At 39.7% G+C, this 18,569-nt stretch carries 16 protein-coding genes; 2 read left to right on the forward strand and 14 right to left on the reverse strand.

The features are described from left to right. Nucleotides 1-1,117: 1,117 nt before the first annotated feature. The 8 genes from EBF12_RS04725 to EBF12_RS04760 all read right to left on the reverse strand — a co-directional run bounded on the left by EBF12_RS04725 (nt 1,118) and on the right by EBF12_RS04760 (nt 7,243). Nucleotides 1,118-2,017 (reverse strand): ATP-binding cassette domain-containing protein, encoded by a 900-nt coding sequence (locus tag EBF12_RS04725; RefSeq protein ID WP_121726634.1) that lies wholly within the window; start codon nt 2,015-2,017, stop codon nt 1,118-1,120. Beyond that, nucleotides 2,014-2,691 (reverse strand): molybdate ABC transporter permease subunit, encoded by a 678-nt coding sequence (modB, locus tag EBF12_RS04730; protein ID WP_121726670.1) that lies wholly within the window; start codon nt 2,689-2,691, stop codon nt 2,014-2,016. The genes EBF12_RS04725 and modB overlap by 4 nt, the downstream gene beginning before the upstream one ends. A 32-nt stretch (nt 2,692-2,723) precedes the next feature. Further along, nucleotides 2,724-3,122, reverse strand: a complete 399-nt coding sequence (locus EBF12_RS04735) for a molybdenum ABC transporter (protein ID WP_121726635.1) — start codon at nt 3,120-3,122, stop codon at nt 2,724-2,726. Between the two features lie 5 nt (nt 3,123-3,127). Next, on the reverse strand, nt 3,128-3,889 hold the full coding sequence (gene modA, locus EBF12_RS04740) for a molybdate ABC transporter substrate-binding protein (protein WP_121726636.1): 762 nt from the start codon (nt 3,887-3,889) through the stop codon (nt 3,128-3,130). A 140-nt stretch (nt 3,890-4,029) separates the two neighbouring features. Beyond that, nucleotides 4,030-4,419 carry a winged helix-turn-helix domain-containing protein gene (locus EBF12_RS04745; protein ID WP_002957220.1) on the reverse strand — a complete coding sequence of 130 codons (390 nt, stop codon included), beginning with the start codon at nt 4,417-4,419 and terminating at the stop codon, nt 4,030-4,032. 10 nt (nt 4,420-4,429) lie between these two features. Beyond that, nucleotides 4,430-5,083 carry a LutC/YkgG family protein gene (locus EBF12_RS04750; RefSeq protein ID WP_121726637.1) on the reverse strand — a complete coding sequence of 218 codons (654 nt, stop codon included), beginning with the start codon at nt 5,081-5,083 and terminating at the stop codon, nt 4,430-4,432. Then, nucleotides 5,076-6,509: a LutB/LldF family L-lactate oxidation iron-sulfur protein gene (locus tag EBF12_RS04755; protein ID WP_121726638.1), complete on the reverse strand. Its 1,434-nt coding sequence runs from the start codon at nt 6,507-6,509 to the stop codon at nt 5,076-5,078. Before EBF12_RS04755 ends, EBF12_RS04750 begins: the two co-directional genes overlap by 8 nt. A gap of 2 nt (nt 6,510-6,511) precedes the next feature. Further along, nucleotides 6,512-7,243 carry a (Fe-S)-binding protein gene (locus EBF12_RS04760; RefSeq protein WP_121726639.1) on the reverse strand — a complete coding sequence of 244 codons (732 nt, stop codon included), beginning with the start codon at nt 7,241-7,243 and terminating at the stop codon, nt 6,512-6,514. A 270-nt stretch (nt 7,244-7,513) separates the two neighbouring features. On the opposite strand from EBF12_RS04760, the gene EBF12_RS04765 reads away from it, so the two are divergent. Then, on the forward strand, nt 7,514-9,163 hold the full coding sequence (locus EBF12_RS04765; RefSeq protein ID WP_121726640.1) for an L-lactate permease: 1,650 nt from the start codon (nt 7,514-7,516) through the stop codon (nt 9,161-9,163). Between the two features lie 87 nt (nt 9,164-9,250). On the opposite strand, the gene EBF12_RS04770 is transcribed toward EBF12_RS04765, so the two are convergent. From EBF12_RS04770 to galE, 6 genes are all read right to left on the reverse strand, one after another. Then, nucleotides 9,251-10,255, reverse strand: a complete 1,005-nt coding sequence (locus EBF12_RS04770; protein WP_121726641.1) for a glycosyl transferase family 90 — start codon at nt 10,253-10,255, stop codon at nt 9,251-9,253. A gap of 15 nt (nt 10,256-10,270) precedes the next feature. After that, nucleotides 10,271-11,206, reverse strand: a complete 936-nt coding sequence (locus tag EBF12_RS04775; RefSeq protein WP_121726642.1) for a UDP-glucuronic acid decarboxylase family protein — start codon at nt 11,204-11,206, stop codon at nt 10,271-10,273. 62 nt (nt 11,207-11,268) lie between these two features. Further along, nucleotides 11,269-12,540 (reverse strand): hypothetical protein, encoded by a 1,272-nt coding sequence (locus EBF12_RS04780; RefSeq protein ID WP_121726643.1) that lies wholly within the window; start codon nt 12,538-12,540, stop codon nt 11,269-11,271. A gap of 231 nt (nt 12,541-12,771) precedes the next feature. Beyond that, complete coding sequence (locus EBF12_RS04785) at nt 12,772-14,604, reverse strand: FAD-dependent oxidoreductase (RefSeq protein WP_121726644.1); 1,833 nt, start codon at nt 14,602-14,604, stop codon at nt 12,772-12,774. Between the two features lie 6 nt (nt 14,605-14,610). Beyond that, a complete protein-coding gene (locus EBF12_RS04790) occupies nt 14,611-15,072 on the reverse strand; it encodes a GtrA family protein (protein ID WP_121726645.1) in 462 nt (153 codons plus the stop codon). Between the two features lie 13 nt (nt 15,073-15,085). Beyond that, nucleotides 15,086-16,525: a UDP-glucose 4-epimerase GalE gene (galE, locus tag EBF12_RS04795; protein ID WP_121726646.1), complete on the reverse strand. Its 1,440-nt coding sequence runs from the start codon at nt 16,523-16,525 to the stop codon at nt 15,086-15,088. Nucleotides 16,526-17,155: 630 nt separating this feature from the next. On the opposite strand from galE, the gene EBF12_RS04800 reads away from it, so the two are divergent. Further along, nucleotides 17,156-18,565, forward strand: a complete 1,410-nt coding sequence (locus EBF12_RS04800) for a sodium-dependent transporter (RefSeq protein WP_121726647.1) — start codon at nt 17,156-17,158, stop codon at nt 18,563-18,565. Nucleotides 18,566-18,569: the final 4 nt, after the last annotated feature.

An 18,569-nucleotide genomic window follows, 5' to 3' on the forward strand; every position in this document is an offset into this window, starting at 1 on the left:
ACCCCCCCCCCCGCCCCCCCCCCCCCCCCCCCCCCCCCCCCCCCCCCCCCCCCCCCCCCCCCCCACAAGTCTTTAAAAGATAATACGCTTTATGGTATAAAAAATATTTATTTTCATAAGGATTTTTTTGCTACCTTTACTCAGTATTCTCTAGATTCTCATCTGTTTCAATTACAAGATACGAAAGATTGTATTACGCTTGATTTTTTGACATTTCAAAACATTGCTCCTACACCACCGCATATTGACTATATAATCTTTATAGACTCAGATGATTATTGGGAAAAAGATTGTTTAATTGAATGTCTAAATAGTTTTGAATCTGCTAGGGCAATGGGCGTGGAAACTCAAATTGTGTGGTTTGATTTGCGTATGGTATATGACAATATAGCCTATCATATCAACGAGGAGCGTCCTTTTCAAACTTATTTTAAACATTGCTCCACATCTATTATGGATTCTAAACAATGGATTGAAATTACACAACATTTGCATTATCCTTGGGGATTTGCTCACGCAGGAATGATTGATTTTGAGTTTTTTGTAAAAACACAGCTTTATTACACCAACAGGGCAAATTGGGAGGATGTGGGCTTTGGCATTATGCTTTTTGTATATGCTTCTGCTATTTTTATGCTTAATAAGCAGCTTTATGTGCATAGAGCAAGGGATAATAGCATTTCAAGGTTTGAAAAAAGCCCTATCATCAATGTCCCGCCTTTCTTGCAACCATTAGATGACATTTTTCACAATCCCTATTTGACGAGAAAATATCACAAAGCAGTGAGTGCCTTTTTTCTAGCACACTCATTGGCTTTAGGTATTGAAAGGATACAGGATAAGCAAAAGGCAGAGATTTTACGCGAACATTTTTTTACATCTTGTTTGCATTGGGCATTTGGAATCTTTATGTTTCCGCAAGATCCATTATGTATTTCTCAGCGTTTTGTTGAGTTTAAGCCCTATGTGAAAGGATTGAAACTTGGTAAATTGAGCTTCCTTAAACATCTTATAATCGCCTATCCACAATGCGGCAAGATATATGGCTGGATTCAGCGATTGAGGCATAAAGATTGGCTCAAAAAGATTTAAACTGAGTTTTGATGGGGGGCTTGATCTACACAAGGTGCTTTGTGTTATTGAGTTTATAAAGCATAGGGCTGAAGGCTTTTTGTGCGATGACAACCTGCTCTCCTATGCTAAACTCTGCTCCTTGCTCCACATCATATACAATCTGCAATACCTCTGCGTTGCACAGCACACTGATTATGCAAAATAACTCCTGCATATCAATAGCGATAATCTCGCCTATAAGCGTTATTTTGGCACTTAGGCGTTCTTGAACAAACACCTCTTGATTGTTTCCATCGCTTAGAATCCTTCCAGATTCTACAATAAAGCTCCTTGAAGCAAGAGAGAAAATCTCGCCTAGATTGTGGCTCACAAGCAATGTAGTGAGCTTAAAATGCTGATGAATCTTTTTAAGCTCATTTTGCAAAGTCCGTGCCATTCCTACATCAAGGGCGGAAAAAGGCTCATCAAGCAAAAGGATTTGCGGTCTTTGGCTTAATGCTCTAGCCAAAGCTACGCGTTGAGACTGCCCACCAGAAAGCTGTGAGATTCTAGCTTTTTTAAGGGAATGTAAATCCATAAGCTCTATAAGCTCGTTGGCAAAGCCCTCATCACGCTTATTTTGAAGACCAAAGCAAATATTTTGATACACGCTAAGATGCGGAAAAAGTGCATAATTTTGAAAGACAAAGCCAATGTGGCGTTTTTGTGGTGGCAGGAAAATACCTTTTTGTGAATCTAGCCAAACCTCATTGCCTACACGAATGTAGCCACTATCCACATCATCAAGTCCGCTTAAGATTCTTAAAATACTTGTTTTTCCCGCTCCACTTTTGCCAAAAATAGCGACAAACTCGCCAAATGTTATATGCTTATCAACCTCTAGGCAAAATTTACCCTTATTGCTAAGCAGAGTTTTGCTAAAACGCAGGTGAATATCGCTCATACAATGCCCTTTTTTTGAAAGTGTTTGTTGAGGTAAAAAATGGCTAAGAGCAATACAAAGCAGATAAGAAAGAGGCTTAGGGCGTATTGATGAGCAAGGGGGTAGTTGAGCGATTCTACCTCATCATAAATGGCTATACTTGCTACACGAGTTTGGTTTGGGATATTGCCCCCTATCATCATCACAACGCCAAACTCCCCTATGGTATGGGCAAAGCTCGTTACACAGCCAAGCAAAATAGCAGGAATAATATTTGGCAAAAGGACGAAAAATAAAGTGTAGATTCTACCTTTACCAAGTGTTAGACTCGCTTCTTTTAGGCTTTTAGGCAGGGTGGAGAGCGCTGATTTTATGGGGTTTGCCATAAAGGGGAGGGAGAAAATCACACTCGCTAAGATTAAGCCTTCAAAACTAAAAACAAGCTTGAAGTTAAAATGCTCTAGCAAAAAAGCTCCCAAAGCATTTTTAGGGCTAAAAGTGATAAGCAAATAAAATCCTAACACTGAAGGTGGCAGAACTAGAGGCATCCATACAAGCACTTCAATAACAGGACGCAATGGATTTTGCGAGAATGCAAGATAATTGCCAAGCACAATGCCAATGGGAAGTAAAATAAGTGTAGTGAGCAATGCCACAAGAAAAGTAAGCTTCATTGTGTCAAAAAACTCCGCCATAGAGGCAAGATTCAAGCCCTCTAGAATCTCCACTACATTTGCCTTTCTAATAAAATATGCGAACTTGGGATATGCCAAAGGCAAGTTTGATTTTGGCTTAGCTCTATGGGTGAAAGGCTAGGAAACAAGGCATAAATAGGCGTAGAATCTTGTGTGTTTTGTATGGTAGGCATCAGCTTAAGACGCGTGAAAAATCCGCTTGTTTGAATCTTTGCAACTTTTGCTTCAAAGGTGTTTAGACTAGAGATAAGATTGTGTTGTGAAAGGATAATCTCATTTTCTTTGAAAGTCGCCACCACTTTATCAGCAGATTCAAACTCACAAGGCTCAAGCACAAGGCTATGCAATGTCCCAAATGAGCATTGCATTTGCAGTAAGACACAGCCATTATGCCTAAGAATTTCAGTAACACAAGCGGGAATCTTATTCATTTAATTTATTTATTAGCCTTATCATAACCATATTCTTGGAATATTTTTTCTGCTACTTTTGAGGTTAAGATATATTCTACAAACTCTTGTGTGAGTTTAGAATCTTTGCCGTGATTTGGGATAATCAAAGCTTGATTAATCGGCTTGTAGGTGCTTTCATCAATGAGCGTGTAAGTGAGATTTGGAGTTTTATCTTTAATCACCATTGATAATGCACTAAAGCCCACTTCACTTGCCCCTTGCAAAACATAGCTCGTAGCTTGACCGATAGAATCTCCTATGCTAAGCTTGGATTTAAGCTTTTTGTCTAGCTTTTGTGATTTTAAAAACTCCTCTGCTGCTCTGCCATAGGGGGCAAGTTTTGGATTTGGGATAGCAATATGTTTGATTTTATCGTTTTTCAAAATCTCAATGCTATCTATTTTAAAATCCGCATTAGCACTAAAAAGCACAAGTTTGCCCTTAGCGTAGTTGCTTGGCTGACTGGGGGCTAGTTTTTCATCATAGAGTTTTTGTGGGTAGCTCATATCTGCGGCGATAAAAAGATGTGTGGGAGAGCCATTTTGAATCTGTGCATACGCTTTGCCAGAAGAGATGTAGCTCACTTCAATCTTATCTTTCTTGTGCGTTTTTAAAAACTCACTTTTAATATCTTCTAGGACATATTTAAGACTAGCAGCAGCTAGGACATTAATCTGCTCAGCCATTGCATTGACACACATAAAGGCACTTAAAGCACAAATGCTTAGGATTTTTTTCATTTTCATAGAAACTCCTTGTTGTGAAATATTTGAGACTAAATGCTATATAATTTTATATAACCAAGTCAAGTGTTTGTATCTAAAATTATATAGCAGTCAAACATTTTGCAACAAACAAGACATAAAATCGCCTATGAGACAAGAATCTACTTTGCTTTAAAATCTTCAAGGGCGGATTCTAAATCGCTTAGTCTTTTTGTCAGCTCGGCAAAGTCTTGTGAATTATCCAAATAATCAAAAAAGATATTTTTCACGCGTTCTAGCTCATTAAAAGCCTTCAACGCTTCAAAGCCAAGGGGTGTGAGCTTTGTCCCGCCTCCACCTCGTCCGCCATTGCAAGATTCTACAAGGGGGCTAGGAGAGAGCTTATTCATAATGTCTATACTATCCCACGCAGCTTTGTAGCTCATACCCATTTGTTTAGCTGCTTTTGAGATAGAGCCACTCTCTGCTATACGCGTCAGCAGTTCAGCCCGCCCAACGCCGATATAACTTTTCTCATTTTTTTCAAACCAAAATCGTGCAAATACATTCATTTTTATACTCTCAATATAAAATAATATAGCTTTTCACAGAGCCGTGTACGCCAAAGACGGTTTGTAGCTCAATATCCGCTGTGCGTGAGGGACCGGCGATGAAAATCATATTAGTAGGGAGTTTTCCATTCTCACCTTGTGCCTTAAGTGCCTGCACCCCTTCGTAGAAATTCTCTACAACATCTTGCTTTTTAAGCAAAGCAATACAAGTGCGTGTGATGAGTGAAGAAAGGCGAGGGGCTTTTACACTTGAAGCCACGCCGATGACGCCTAGATTTGCCACGCCACAGCTTGCCTGCACGATTGAAGTATCAAAAGCAAAGAGATTTGCCCTTTGCTCATCAACGCTTTTTTCATATGCCACAAACTGCATAGAATCTTGCGTATCAAGTGCTTGTAAAGTTTGTAAATCAATGTCAATGTTTGGATTACAAAGGATATTTTTTGCTTGAGATTCACTTAAGGCTTTGTAAATATCTTGCATTAGCCTTTCGTGGCTAGATTCTATAACAATAGCCTTATTTGCACTCTGCCACGCGATGTATTCCTGCACTTTATCATCATTTGTGCGTTTCATAGGGTTTGTGTAGTTTGGGAATTGTGCTTGAATCTTATTCTCTTGTAACGAAGCCTTGACATTGCTTAAAATACTTTGCCTACTCATAAATCACCCCCTGCATTTTTGATACTTTCTTGTGGAGATTCCCGCTTAGCTCCGGAAATGCCCTATAAGCTACCCAATTTTTTAAGCCTGGTATAAATGAAGCAAATGGCTTTGCAAGCGGGGCAAAAAAACCAGCTAAACTTAACATTCTTCTCCACGAGCTGCCATTACTTGCTAGATTGGCAAATTTTGTCATACCAAACTGCTCTTGCTTATTTTTCAAGCTGCCATCGTTATTTTTAAGATTCTTTCTGCCTTGCCCTACTTTTTCACTTCGTAAATCCCGTATAAGCTCTGCAAGGGGGATTTTGACGGGACAGACTTCAGAGCATCGCCCACAGAGCGAGCAGAGATTTACCATATGTCCGTAGTTTTTCATACCAAAAAGTTGTGGTGAGATGACCTCCCCAATAGGTCCGGGATATGTGCTAAGGTAGGCGTGTCCGCCGATTTTATCATACACGGGGCAGTGATTGAGGCAAGTCCCACAGCGGATACAGCTAAGGGATTTGTAAAAATGTGAATCTTTTAAGATTGTGGAGCGATTATTATCAAGCAGGATAATATGCAATTCCTTTGGTCCATCAAGCTCACCCTCTTTTCGTGGAGAAGTGATGATATTGTTATAGCAAGTAATCGCCGCACCTGTGGCTGAAGGCACAAGCAAAGCATCAAGGATAGAGGCATCTTCAAAACTTTCCACAATTTTTTCAATCCCACAAATAGCTATATGAATATCACTCGCAGTGGTGCTCATACGCCCATTGCCTTCATTTTCAATAAGCCAAATCGCCCCCTCATCAGCAATGGCAAAATTTACTCCACTTAGCCCCATTTTAAATTCTTGAAACTCTTTGCGTAAATGCACACGAGCAATTTCATTGAGCTTTTCTGGCTCGGATTCTAGATTTGCTCCAAGCTTTTGAGCGAAAATCTCGCCGATTTGATAGCGATTTTTGTGAATTGCAGGGGCGACAATATGCACAGGTGGTTCATCTATAAGCTGAATGATAAGCTCACCCAAATCTGTTTCAATAGGATCTAGCCCCTTTTGCTTTAAAAAGGCGTTTAAGTGGGTTTCCTCACTTGCCATTGACTTGCCTTTTAGAATCTTAGTTACGCCCTTTTCTTTCATAAGCGAGTAGATAATCTCATTTGCTTCCTTGCTATCACTCGCCCAGTGGATAATAAAGCCATTTTTACTTGCATTTTGCTCAAATCGCTCCAGCAACACATCAAGTTGCGATAATGTTTTTTGTTTCAGTGCTTTGCCTTTTTCGCGTAGCTCTTCCCAATCTATAAAGCGTGAGGTTATAAGATTCTTGCGATTTGTTTTAAGGGTATCCATTACATTTTTGAGGTTTGTTCTTAACTGCTTATCCTCAAGTTTTGCATTAACAATATCGTGATGTCCTTGATAGCTCATAGTTATGCTCCTAGTCCAATTCTTTGTGCCAAAAAGTCATAGAGATGAATAGGCTTGATGGGGGCATTTTGTTTTTTTAACGCTCCACTAATATTCAGCAAACAACCTGCATCAGCAGAGATGACATACTCTACATTACGCGAGAGAATATCCTCAATCTTTTGACTGACCATTGCGTATGAAACTTCAGGCTCTTTGACACTAAAGCTTCCGCCAAACCCACAGCACTCTTCTTCACGCTCTAGCTCTACAAGCTCTACATTTTGCAGTGAATTAATCAACGCCTTTGCACTATCTACCACCTTTGAAGTTCGCAAAGCGTGGCAGTTGCTATGCCAAGTAACTTTTACAGGATTCCCCTTATCCTCATATTTTACACCCAACACTTTGTGGAGATATTCGCCTAAGTCATAAATGCGTTGGCAAAATTGCTTAACTTCAGCAAGCTCACTTCTACCCTCAAAAAGCTCTAAATAATCCTCCCTCATCATTCCTGCACAAGAGCCAGAAGGCACGATGATAGGCTCTTCGCCTTGAAAGAGTCTGATGTTATGTAGAGCCACCTTGCGACTTTCATCATAATAGCCAGAGTTATAGCTTGGCTGGGCACAACAAGTTTGATCTTTTTTGAAGACCACCTCACAGCCCTCTTTTTGCAAAAGTTTTATGGCATTTACACAGGTGTCAGCATACGCTACGCCACCAAGACAGGTTGAGAAAAAAAACACTCGCATTACTTGCTCCTTCCTTGTTTATGAAAGGACTATAATATATATAAGGAGCTTTAAAATAACAAAAGGTTAAAAATTACTTGTTTTTCTTTTGGTAATATTGTTTCAATAATACACAATATTAAGAATCAAAGATACATAAATGTGAATATTTTACACATTTATGAAGAAAACATTCTTGCAGTCCTATTTTTTAAAGGTTAATTTTTTTTATAATGTCTGCTAAGCAAACTATGCTTTTACACTTCAAATTTTACAAAAAGGAGAATCTCAATGGAAGTATGGCAGCAAGTCTATGACCCATTCAACAGCATTTGGCTAAGTGCGTTTGTTGCATTTTTGCCAATAGCGTGTTTTTTGGCGTGTTTGTTAGTTTTTAAGATGAAGGGGTATCAAGCAGGGTTTCTTACCGTTGTGCTTGCTTCAGTGTTGACAGTTTTTGCCTATGATATGCCTTTTTCGCTTGTTGGAGCGAGTTTTGTTCAGGGGTTTGCACAAGGGATTTGGCCTATTGCGTGGATCATCATCGCGGCAATTTTCCTTTACAAACTCTCTGTCAAGTCCGGTGCGTTTGAGGTGATCAAATCAAGTGTTATTACCATAACGCCAGATCACAGAATCCAAGTGATTTTGATAGGATTCTGCTTTGGGTCGTTTTTAGAGGGTGCTATTGGATTTGGCGGACCTGTGGCAATTACAGCGGCATTACTTGTGGGGCTAGGGCTTCGTCCGCTCTATGCAGCAGGGCTATGCTTGATTGCTAATACCGCTCCTGTGGCTTTTGGTGCAGTTGGGATTCCAATCATTGCGATGACAAATCTTGTGCATATTGAGCAATATGCGGTAGCAGCGATGGTTGGTCGTATGCTCGTGCCTTTAAGCTTGACAATCCCTTTTTTCATCGTGTTTTTGATGGATGGATTCAAGGGTGTGAGAGAGACTTTCCCAGCGATTTTAGTGGCTGCTGTAAGTTTTACCGGAACGCAATATTTTAGTTCAAATCATTTGGGTGCAGAATTGCCAGATATTGTTTCTGCAATTGTTTCATTGCTTTGCACTACTTTGTTTTTGCGTGTTTGGCAGCCAAAAAACATATTTAGACTTGATGATGAAAAAGATTTTTCTAAGAAAAGCACTTTGAGTGCAGGGCAGATTTTTAAAGCGTGGCTACCTTTTATTTTGTTAATCGCGTGTATTGTTATTTGGACGCAACCTTGGTTTAAGGCTTTTTTTGCCAAAGGTGCGATTTTTGACTACACACAAGTAACCATTGCCTTTAACAACATTGCCTTATCAATTGTAGATCCAAAAGGTGCGGCTGTTTCCTTGGCTCTTCCTGTGAATTTTATCGCACTTCAAGGAGGCACTGCCATTTTGGTCGCAGCATTTTTGACAATCGTATTTTTGCGTATTAAATCTAGCGATGCGGCAGAATGCTTTTGGGATACGCTTAAAGAAATGGCTATTCCTTGTATTACAATTGGGCTTGTTGTCGCCTTTGCATTTGTGTCAAAAAATAGCGGTATGAGCGCTACACTTGGGACAGCCTTTGCAAAAACTGGCGATTTCTTTGCATTCTTTAGTCCGGTTATTGGGTGGCTTGGCGTGTTCATCACCGGAAGCGATACAAGTTCAAACCTTCTTTTTGGGACATTACAGCAAGTTACAGCACAAGAGCTTGGTATCAAAGAGGCATTATTCTTGGCAGCAAACTCTGTTGGTGGGGTTGTTGGTAAGATGATAAGTCCGCAAAGCATAGCCATTGCTTGTGCGGCGGTGGGATTAGTGGGCAAGGAGTCTGAGCTATTTAAATTTACCATTAAATACTCTGTTGCTCTCATTATTCTCATTGGGATTTGGACGACAATTATTGCTATGTTTTTGCCGACAATTATCCCAGATGTTGTGCCGCTACATCATTAATAACAACTTCAAGCTTCCTAAGAATAATCTTAGGAAGCTTTATTTTTCAAATATAATTTCATTAGGATTTTAAAAGTTTTAGAGTCTTTAGATTCTAAGTGAATCAATCTGTCCCGTGTAGTAAAAATACTTCTCTAGCACTAAAAGTGAGATAATACTTTCTCGCTCTCTATCAAAAAACTGCTTTACATATTGATGTGCGTTGTGGATAATCTCTTGCGCGAAGTTTGGATTGCGTAAGCAATACTCTAGCTTTTCTTCTACATCAGCGTAGTCATCACGAATCTGTAAGTAGTGAATATCTGGCTCTAGATTCCCTTCCATAAACCAAGTCTCAAACTTTGGCTTTGGCATAACTGCTAGAGAGTTTGAGCTCATCACCCATTTAAGATTGCTCGCCACATCATTGCCCTCTAATGACAAAAGGAACTTATAGGGCAAATGTTTGGCAATACTTATTTTTGGCTTTTGCCAAGCGTGATGCACACTTTTGTGTCCGGTATGTCCTAAATCACACAAGGGGTGATTGAAATATTTTTCAAAAAATTGTGTCCTGTGGGCTTGGTAGATTCCGCCACGATAAAAAAGTTTGTCTTGTTTCGTGGCAAAAGTATAGGGATCGTTAATAAAAGTAAAATGACGGATTTTCTCAAGATTCAAAAGTGTGGAGTTGGAAAATGGCACAATCTTACCATCTTTGTAGGCAATATTAGAATCTAGCCTTCCATCCTCTAGCACGGCTTTTATCGGGCGAGACTTTGTAATGGAAGGCTTAGGGCAGATGTAATTGACATCGCCAAATTCAAAATGTGCCTTAAAATCTTGCGGAAAATAGCGTGTAAATTCATACGCATCAAAATTATACATTGTCTTTTTCTTTGCAAATCGCACACAGCTAATGTTTTTGGCACTTTCATCAAGCGTGATTTTAGAATCCATTTGGCAATAATAATCCACCCTTTGTTTGATGTATTCTATATCATTGCGTTTATGCAAGTCGCGTAGGAGATTTTCAACACTTGGGAGCAAAAAGCGAGGGGATAGCATACGCACAATCCCGCTAAGATTATAAGCTAGGCGATTATTTCTCATTATCAAATCCTTGCACTAAACGGATTTAAAGTATTCTATCGTCTTTTCTAACCCCTCTCTTAGCTGCACTTTTGGGCTAAAGTCTAGCTCTTTTTTGGCTAGAGTAATGTCTGGCTTTCGCTGTTTTGGGTCATCTTGAGGCAGTGGCAAAAACACAAGCTTTGATTTAGAATCTGTGAGTTCAAGCACATTTTTGGCAAGCTCTAGCATACTAAATTCGTGCGGATTCCCGATATTTACCGGTCCATAGAATCCATCTTTGCTATCCATAAGAACAATCATTCCGCTAATCAAGTCATCTACATAGCAAAAGCTTCGCGTTTGGCTTCCATCGCCATAAATGGTAATGTCTTCTCCACGCAATGCTTGAATGATAAAGTTACTCACTACGCGTCCATCATTTGGGTGCATTCTAGGACCATAGGTGTTAAAAATCCGCATTACTTTAATGTTTAAATTATGCTGCCTTTGATAATCAAAAAAGAGCGTCTCTGCACATCTTTTGCCCTCATCATAGCACGCCCTTATGCCGATGGGATTGACAGAACCTTTATAAGATTCTACTTGCGGGTGGATTTCAGGGTCGCCATAGACTTCGCTTGTAGAGGCTTGTAGAATCTTAGCCTTCACGCGTTTGGCAAGTCCTAGCATATTGATTGCCCCCATTACGGAAGTCTTAGTTGTTTGCACAGGATCAAACTGGTAATGCACAGGGCTTGCCGGACAAGCAAGGTTATAGATCTCATCAACTTCCACATACAGCGGGAAAGTTACATCGTGTCGCATAAACTCAAATCTAGGATTTTGCAAAAGGTGCATAATGTTTTGCTTTGTGCCAGTGAAAAGATTATCCACACATAGCACCTCATCACCACGATTAAGCAATCTTTCACATAAATGTGAGCCTAAAAATCCAGCCCCTCCAGTTACTAGAATCTTTTTGTTTAGCATTTGTATTCCTTTAATATAAAAGTATGGATTTTAGCATAAATATATGCTGATAGAAACACTTTTTATGCAATTTTCTTGCGATAAAAGTAATGCAGTGGGATATAGATAATACTCGCCCAAAAGCCCAGATACCACAGCACAAAGCAAAAATGTCTATGGATATAGCTATGGGATTTGCCAAGCACAAACCAGCTTATTGCAGGTAGGGCAAAGGACACAAGTAGCGCGATATACAAGCTTCTATAAGCTTTGCTAGATTCTAGCACGCACGCAAGCACACTTGCCCCAAGCAAAAGTAGCATAATAGGATTGCTAAGATAGATTCTAATGACTTCAAGCGCGTTTGCATTAAGTGAGTTAGTATAGGTTGGGGGGAAGTCTTTGGCAACGCCCCCTAGCATTCTGCGTAAAAAGTCATTATGATAAATCTCCATAAGCCCAGCCCACAAGTCTCCGCTACCGCGGATATAAGTATGGATTATAAAGGTAAGCCCAAACCCCACACAAGCAAAGATAAAAAGCCCTAAGCCATATTTGAAAGACTGCTTTGCTGAAAGGCTAAGAAAGGGGGCTTTAGAATCTGTGAGTAACCCATACACAAAGCTAACGATAAAGGGGCTAAGAGCAAAAAGAATAATGCTTGTAAGAAACTCATAACTCATACTTGCACGCAGGGCTATGGCAAACATATAAGCTAGGCAAAATAGAGTGAGTGTGGTTTTAGAGAGTTTATTTTGTGTCGCTACCATTCTATATAAGCTAAAAGCAATAATTGCAGGGAGAATCCAAAAAGCAAGACTAAAGTAAAGACTCCCGCTAAAATTTGCCACCCAGCTACTTGTGAAAAGCGAGAGAAAAAAGACAGCCCCAAACGCTCTACCAAAGATTTTGCCTAGCAAAATTGAGCATACAAGTAACGCCATTGCACTAAAAATGGCATTAAGCCAATAGAGAGCTTTAAAGCTTGTGAGATTAAGGGTTTGATATAGCCACGCATAGAAAAAGCCCTGCACTCCTATGGTCGATCTATAATGAGAAAAAGAATCTGGGACAATCCCCTCATTTAAGATTCTTAATATTCCATTGCCATAAGTATCCTCTATGCCATTAGCACTCACACCACTTAGCCCATAGCCCTCCAAATCATAGCCATATTGCAGAGCTAAAATTGTCGCAGGAATATGACTCTCCACATCAGCAAACCTATTTGCCTTTTTGTAAAAAATACCACTTGCAACAAGTAGGACAAAAACTCCCCCAAGTAGCATATATACCCTATTTCGTGCGATAGAATCCACACTCTGCAGAAATCGCGTAAAAAGATTATGTAACATTGTTTGCTCCTTTGTATTTTGCTTATTAGCTGATTTTCTCATTCAGCTTATTTTCTTCTTCTAGGATTCTAGGAATTGCTGTGGGGCTATGGTTGTTTTGTGCGATTTTTGGGGTAGGAGTTACCTAAAGCGGTAATGACTACCCTAAAAATCACACAATCGTTTCGCTTGCCTACCCAAAACAAGCGAAGCGGTCGGCGTTAGCCGATGTTTCTTTAGTAAAGCCGAATCCTAAGCCTTACCATTCTCTTGATAGTCATAGTCCGTGTTAATATGCCACAAATCACACTCTCTGCCTAGAATCTTATCCGCACACATAAGTCCCATAAGAATGCTATGGTCTTGATTGTTATACTTAAAGCTGCCATTTCGCCCGATGAAATACAAGTCTTTAAAGCTATCTAGGGCTTTGTAGATTTTATGTAAGTTATCTTTATAGCCTTTCTCATACACAGGGTAGCTTTTGTGGATTTTAAGCACACTGGTGTTTTTGATAAGGCTAGAGTCTGCTACAAGCTTAGATTCTAGCAAATCCCTTTTTGCTATCTCGCTTAGGGCTTTATCATCTAGATTCCATAGGGCTTCATCATCATTTGCCCAATATTCAAGGCACAAAATCGCCGAGTCTTTTCCGCATTGCAAATCCTTAGTCCAATTGGCGAAGTTGGTGATTCTACCGGTTTGGGTATCTTTGCTGTGCACATAAATCCAATTATCTTTGAATAGCGTTGGCTTTTGCGCGCTTTTGCGGGAGTCTGAGGCAGCGACTGCGGTCACTACCGATAAGGTAGCTCCTTTGTCGTTGCCTTGACAACCCACAAAATCATCGCAAAATCCTGCCGCCAACGAGTCGCTTACATTTTGTGCGTTTTTGCAAATCCTAGAATCCTTTGCGGACTGCTTTAGAATTGTTGCGGTGCTAGAATCCACTTTTTGTGATTTTTTCGTGTTGTTTTCAAACGAGGATTCTTGGGAGGTGGATTTTTCATTTGTGGCTTGATTTTCTTCTTCTAGGATTCTAGGAATTGCGGTGGGGCTTTGCTCGTTTTGCGGGGATTTGGGGGTAGGAGTTACCTTGGAGGTAATGACTGCCCCCAAATTTTCGCAATCGTGTGAATGCTCACCCAAAACAAGCGAAGTGTTCGGCGTTAGCCGATGTTTCTTTAGTAAAGCCAAATCCCCTACTTCTACATAAACTAAAATTGTGTTTCTAAATTTTAATCTCCCTGCTAATGTCTTCACACCAGAATCTAGCTCATCTAAAGACAGCACCATATCCCTAAAAGGTGCGGTAGAGATCACAATATCCCCGCTAAACTCGCCCTTATTTGTGAGAATACCCACTGCCTTTTTGTCCTGCGTTGTGATGCCTAGCACTTCTACATTGCAGTGCAGCACGCCACCGCGTTTTATAATCTCATCTTTCATATTTTCATACACCACGCCACAGCCCCTTTTGGGGTAGCTAAACTCATCTACCAAAGTCTTATGCTTTTTGCCACCATTGCCAAAGAATGCTGATTTTACCGCTTCATAGAGATTAAGCCCTTTTATCCTTTGTGCGGCAAAATCCGCATCTAGCTCACTGCCTTTAATCCCCCAAAGCTTTTCTGTGTAGCTCTTAAAAAATATGCTATACAAGCGATAGCCAAAGGCATTTGCCACCCACGATTCAAAGCTATCACCTTTAAAAGGGCTAATTTTTGCTTTAATATAGCTTAGGACGCACAAAGTGGATTCTAAAAAGCCAAGTTTAAAAAGTGCGTCAAAGCCACGCAAAGGATAGTAGAAAAACTTGCGGTTGTAAAAGATTCTAGTAAGTCGTGAGACTTTTTCATACTCACCATTTGTGTGAGAATGCCAGAAGTCATTTAAGCGTGTATCCTTGCTAAAGAAGCGATGAGGTCCAATATCTACAATCTGTGAGAATAGCTCTATGCTTTTACTCATTCCACCGACTTTTTCTTCTAGCTCAAAAATCTCTACACTATAGCCATTTTCACTTAGCACTCTTGCAGCACTTAGCCCAGCTGGTCCTGCGCCGATGATTAAGACTTTTTTTATTGTGTGTCATTTGTTATCCTTTCTTGTGAATTTAACAAAACTAAAATATTTATGCCCCAAATAGTTACTGATAAAGCTCACGCCAACACCGCTAATATGGGCTACAAACTCTAAATGTTTTTGATGAAGTAAGAAATCTTTATGTGGGGCTAAAAAGGGGCAAGATTGTATAAAATCCTGCAAAGTTGTATAAAAACTCTGTAAAAACCAAAGTGTCCCCACACTCACAAATAAGGCAATAAGTAGCCCAAAAAGAGCCACAATACTAAAGCGGATAAAGGCTAGTCTTAAGCTTATATTGCGAGAAAAGATGTATCTTGCGGATAAGGCGAAATTCACAAAATGCCCTAAGATATAGGCGATAATCACACTGCTTGAAAAGCTTATGTAAAAGCTTAGAAAATGCCTTGAGATGAGATTGACAAATAGGGCTAGAAAAGCGACACAAACATACTTTATTAACTGCATTAACTTCCCTTATTTAATAGCGTTGGTTGCTATGCCAGTTGAGTGCTGAAGATAGGATTGTCTCAATATCTGCAAAATGTGGCTTCCAGCCTAGAATCTCTTTTGCCTTTGTGCTATCGCCAATGAGTGTAGCAGGGTCGCCATCTCGCCTAGATTCTATGGTATATGGGATTTTTCTCTCACAAAGCCTAGAAGCACACTCTAGCAGCTCAAAGATAGAAAAGCCCTCCCCATTGCCAAGATTAAAAGCTTCGCTTTTGCCACCATTTAAGAGATACTTTAGGGCTAGAATATGTGCGTTTGCTAAGTCGTCTATATGGATATAATCCCTTATGCAAGAGCCATCTTTTGTAGGGTAGTCATCGCCATAAATGCTTAGAGTCTCCCTTTGTCCTAGTGCCGTTTGCAAAAGAAGCGGAATTAAATGCGTCTCAGGGCTATGAGATTCACCGATATTAAAAAGCATACTTGCCCCAGCAGCGTTAAAATAACGCAATATCACATAGTTTAGCCCATAGGCGTGGCTAAAGTCTTTTAGCATATTTTCTACCACAAGCTTTGAGTAGCCATAGGGGTTTATGGGATTTTGCGGGTGGGATTCTGTGATAGGCAAATGCAAGGGGTGTCCATAAGTGGCACAAGTGGAGCTAAAGATGATGTTTTTGACATTTGCCTTACGCATAGATTCTAGCAGACTTAGCGAGTTGGCGACATTGTTGTAATAATATTTGCTAGGGTCTTTGACACTCTCGCCCACATACGCAAAGGCAGCAAAGTGCATAACCGCTTGTATTTGATATGTGCTAAAGATAGAATCTAGAGTGGCTTTATCGCTTAAAGAGCTGTGGATAAAAGTGGTGTTTTTGTGTGCGGTGTGAAGTTGGCGGGATAAATCATTGTTGGAGTTTAAGTTAGATTTAAGGTTGTTATAGAGAATAGAATCCTGTGTATTTACCCCCCCCCCGTTAAAATTTCGCACTAATTGTGCAAGAAAATCTAGTGCAGAATCTTGTGTATTAAGTATGTTAGAGTCTGTGGAATGTGTTTGTGTTTTAGAGCTTGTTGTATTTAAAATCTTGTCATCTTGTCGTTTTTGGATTACTTCCTTGTCATTTTGAGCGTTAGCAAACAATCTAGAATCTAACTTTTTAGATACTTCGCTATGCTCAGTATGACAAGTGAGTTTAGAATGTGGATTCTCTGCCATTTGGGTGTGTGCAGTGTGCGTGGGTGCAAAATTATTAGTTTCTAGATTCTGTGATGAGGCGGTAGGATTTTTGGTAAATACATTCTTATGAGAAAAAGGAAGTGGTGCATAATGTAAAGATTCTTTATGTCCATAGACTAAATTATCTAGCACAATGGTTTGAAACCCTAGAGTATTCAGTAGGGCATTTGCGTGAGAGCCAATATATCCAGCCCCTCCAGTTATTAGAATCTTTTTATTTAGCATAGCATTCCTTTTTTGCCAATCAAGTTTGTTTGAGTTGAACGATGTGTAATTGTAGCAAAAGTTTCTTAAGTTAGCTGTCTGTTCTAATAGCTATTTGGGTGGAATGCCAAATCTTAAGGACACTTGTCATCTTGTTTTCACCATAGAATCTAGCCTTGTTCCAGCCCACCTTGACAACTCTTTGGCTAGATTCTACTTTTTCTATATCACTTACTTTAGGTTTATCCGCTTATGCTTTTTGATTCTTTATTTTCCTTATTTCTTCCAAAAGTGAGTAATATTAATTAAGGGTTGTTGAGATTCTATATAACATACCAATTTGTGAGGGGATATGTATCATTTTCTTATCTGCATTGTTTGGAGAATCTAGCTTTTTGTCATACTAAGCGTGAGTAAATCTCTCGTTGAATTCTCACTAAGAACTTGAAAGATTCTCGCCGTGTTTGTTCTTGTGTTGTAGTTTGCTAAGCACAAATACAACATAGAATCTAGCTTATAAATCAAAGCTCCATCAGCTCACTCTCCACAAAAAAGTGTAAATATCTTGTTAATTTTTCCATCAAGTCTTGTAAGATTCTTAAATTTAGCTAGAATGCCATCTTAAGATTTTGACATATTTAAAGGAAGCAAATGAATAACTTCAGTAAAATTGGCTTTGTCTTGGCGACTTTGGGTAGCTCTATTGGCTTAGGTCATATTTGGCGGTTTCCCTATATGGCAGGGGAAAATGGCGGAGGAGCGTTTGTAATATTTTATCTTATCTTAGCAGTTCTTATTGGAGCATCTATGCTGATGGCAGAAATGCTTCTTGGTAACAAGGCTAGGAGCAACCCTTTGGATAATTTTTCTATCCTAAGTAAGCTTAATAAACTCCCACCAAACACGCCCACGCAAAACCACAATACCATAGATTCTAAATCCGACTCATCGCTTATGTGGCTTGGCTTTTCTACCATTGCCGCACCGCTGATTCTTAGTTTTTATGCGGTTGTTATGGGTTGGATTATGTATTATCTCTTTTTTGTGAGCTTTCATTTGCCTAGCAATATTGCTGAAGCTGATATGATATTTGATGAGATTACCGCACACTCTCTTTTGTGGCAAAGCGTATGTTTTTTTGGGGTTATGGGCATTACGGCTATTATCGTAGCTTTTGGGGTAAAACGCGGGATTGAGAGTTTGAATCTTATCCTTATGCCACTTTTATTTATTATCTTTGTAGGGCTTTTAATCTATGCGATGAATCTACCTGAATTTAGCAAGGCGTGGAAGTTTATGTTTCACTTTGAGCCGAGCAATATCACCACAAAAACAATTATAGAATCTTTGGGGCAGGTGTTTTTCTCACTTTCACTTGGTGTTGGGACTATCGCTGTATATGCTGCAAGTGCCAAACAAGATGAAAATCTATTCCATAGCTCTGTGTGGGTGGTAGTAAGTGGGATTATTGTTTCACTCATCGCTGGGCTTATGATTTTTACCTTTATCTATCATTTTGAGGGTGTGCCAAGCGATGGTGTTGGTTTGCTGTTTAAGTCCTTGCCATTGGCATTTAATGCCTTGGGAAGTAGTGGTGCTATCATCAGTATGTTCTTTTTTATTGCTGTGCTTTTTGCTGGAATCACTTCAACGGTTTCTATGCTTGAACCCGGCGTGAGTATTTTGCGGGATAAATACAACTTTTCACAAATAAAAGCGACTTTTATCCTAAGTCTAGCGATTTTAATCCTTGGCTTTTTGGTTATTCTATGGACAAATGCAGAGATGGCATTACCTCTCATCTTTGGGCAATCGCTCTTTGGCGTGCTAGATTCTATCACTTCTTCATTTTTAATGCCTATTGGTATGCTCATTATTTTAACTTTTGTAGGTTGGGGGATAAGCCCAAAGCACCTAAGAGCTTGGACACCCTACCTACCACAATGGCTTTTTGTGATGTGGCTGTGGATACTCCGCATTATTGCACCTACAATCATCGTTATTGTCTTAATGTCAAAGTATTTTGATATTGTCAGTTTTATTAATAAGCTGTTAGCCTAGAGTC

It is taken from the genome of Helicobacter labetoulli (assembly GCF_003670275.1).
Taxonomy (GTDB): Bacteria; Campylobacterota; Campylobacteria; order Campylobacterales; family Helicobacteraceae; genus Helicobacter_C; species Helicobacter_C labetoulli.

What these genes read in the sequence shown, in the direction of transcription:
- EBF12_RS04725 (WP_121726634.1), bottom strand. Translation starts at nt 2,017, where the DNA reads ATGAGCGATATTCACCTGCGTTTTAGCAAAACTCTGCTTAGCAATAAG.
- modB (WP_121726670.1), bottom strand. Translation starts at nt 2,691, where the DNA reads ATGGCGGAGTTTTTTGACACAATGAAGCTTACTTTTCTTGTGGCATTG.
- EBF12_RS04735 (WP_121726635.1), bottom strand. Translation starts at nt 3,122, where the DNA reads ATGAATAAGATTCCCGCTTGTGTTACTGAAATTCTTAGGCATAATGGC.
- modA (WP_121726636.1), bottom strand. Translation starts at nt 3,889, where the DNA reads ATGAAAATGAAAAAAATCCTAAGCATTTGTGCTTTAAGTGCCTTTATG.
- EBF12_RS04745 (WP_002957220.1), bottom strand. Translation starts at nt 4,419, where the DNA reads ATGAATGTATTTGCACGATTTTGGTTTGAAAAAAATGAGAAAAGTTAT.
- EBF12_RS04750 (WP_121726637.1), bottom strand. Translation starts at nt 5,083, where the DNA reads ATGAGTAGGCAAAGTATTTTAAGCAATGTCAAGGCTTCGTTACAAGAG.
- EBF12_RS04755 (WP_121726638.1), bottom strand. Translation starts at nt 6,509, where the DNA reads ATGAGCTATCAAGGACATCACGATATTGTTAATGCAAAACTTGAGGAT.
- EBF12_RS04760 (WP_121726639.1), bottom strand. Translation starts at nt 7,243, where the DNA reads ATGCGAGTGTTTTTTTTCTCAACCTGTCTTGGTGGCGTAGCGTATGCT.
- EBF12_RS04765 (WP_121726640.1), top strand. Translation starts at nt 7,514, where the DNA reads ATGGAAGTATGGCAGCAAGTCTATGACCCATTCAACAGCATTTGGCTA.
- EBF12_RS04770 (WP_121726641.1), bottom strand. Translation starts at nt 10,255, where the DNA reads ATGAGAAATAATCGCCTAGCTTATAATCTTAGCGGGATTGTGCGTATG.
- EBF12_RS04775 (WP_121726642.1), bottom strand. Translation starts at nt 11,206, where the DNA reads ATGCTAAACAAAAAGATTCTAGTAACTGGAGGGGCTGGATTTTTAGGC.
- EBF12_RS04780 (WP_121726643.1), bottom strand. Translation starts at nt 12,540, where the DNA reads ATGTTACATAATCTTTTTACGCGATTTCTGCAGAGTGTGGATTCTATC.
- EBF12_RS04790 (WP_121726645.1), bottom strand. Translation starts at nt 15,072, where the DNA reads ATGCAGTTAATAAAGTATGTTTGTGTCGCTTTTCTAGCCCTATTTGTC.
- galE (WP_121726646.1), bottom strand. Translation starts at nt 16,525, where the DNA reads ATGCTAAATAAAAAGATTCTAATAACTGGAGGGGCTGGATATATTGGC.
- EBF12_RS04800 (WP_121726647.1), top strand. Translation starts at nt 17,156, where the DNA reads ATGAATAACTTCAGTAAAATTGGCTTTGTCTTGGCGACTTTGGGTAGC.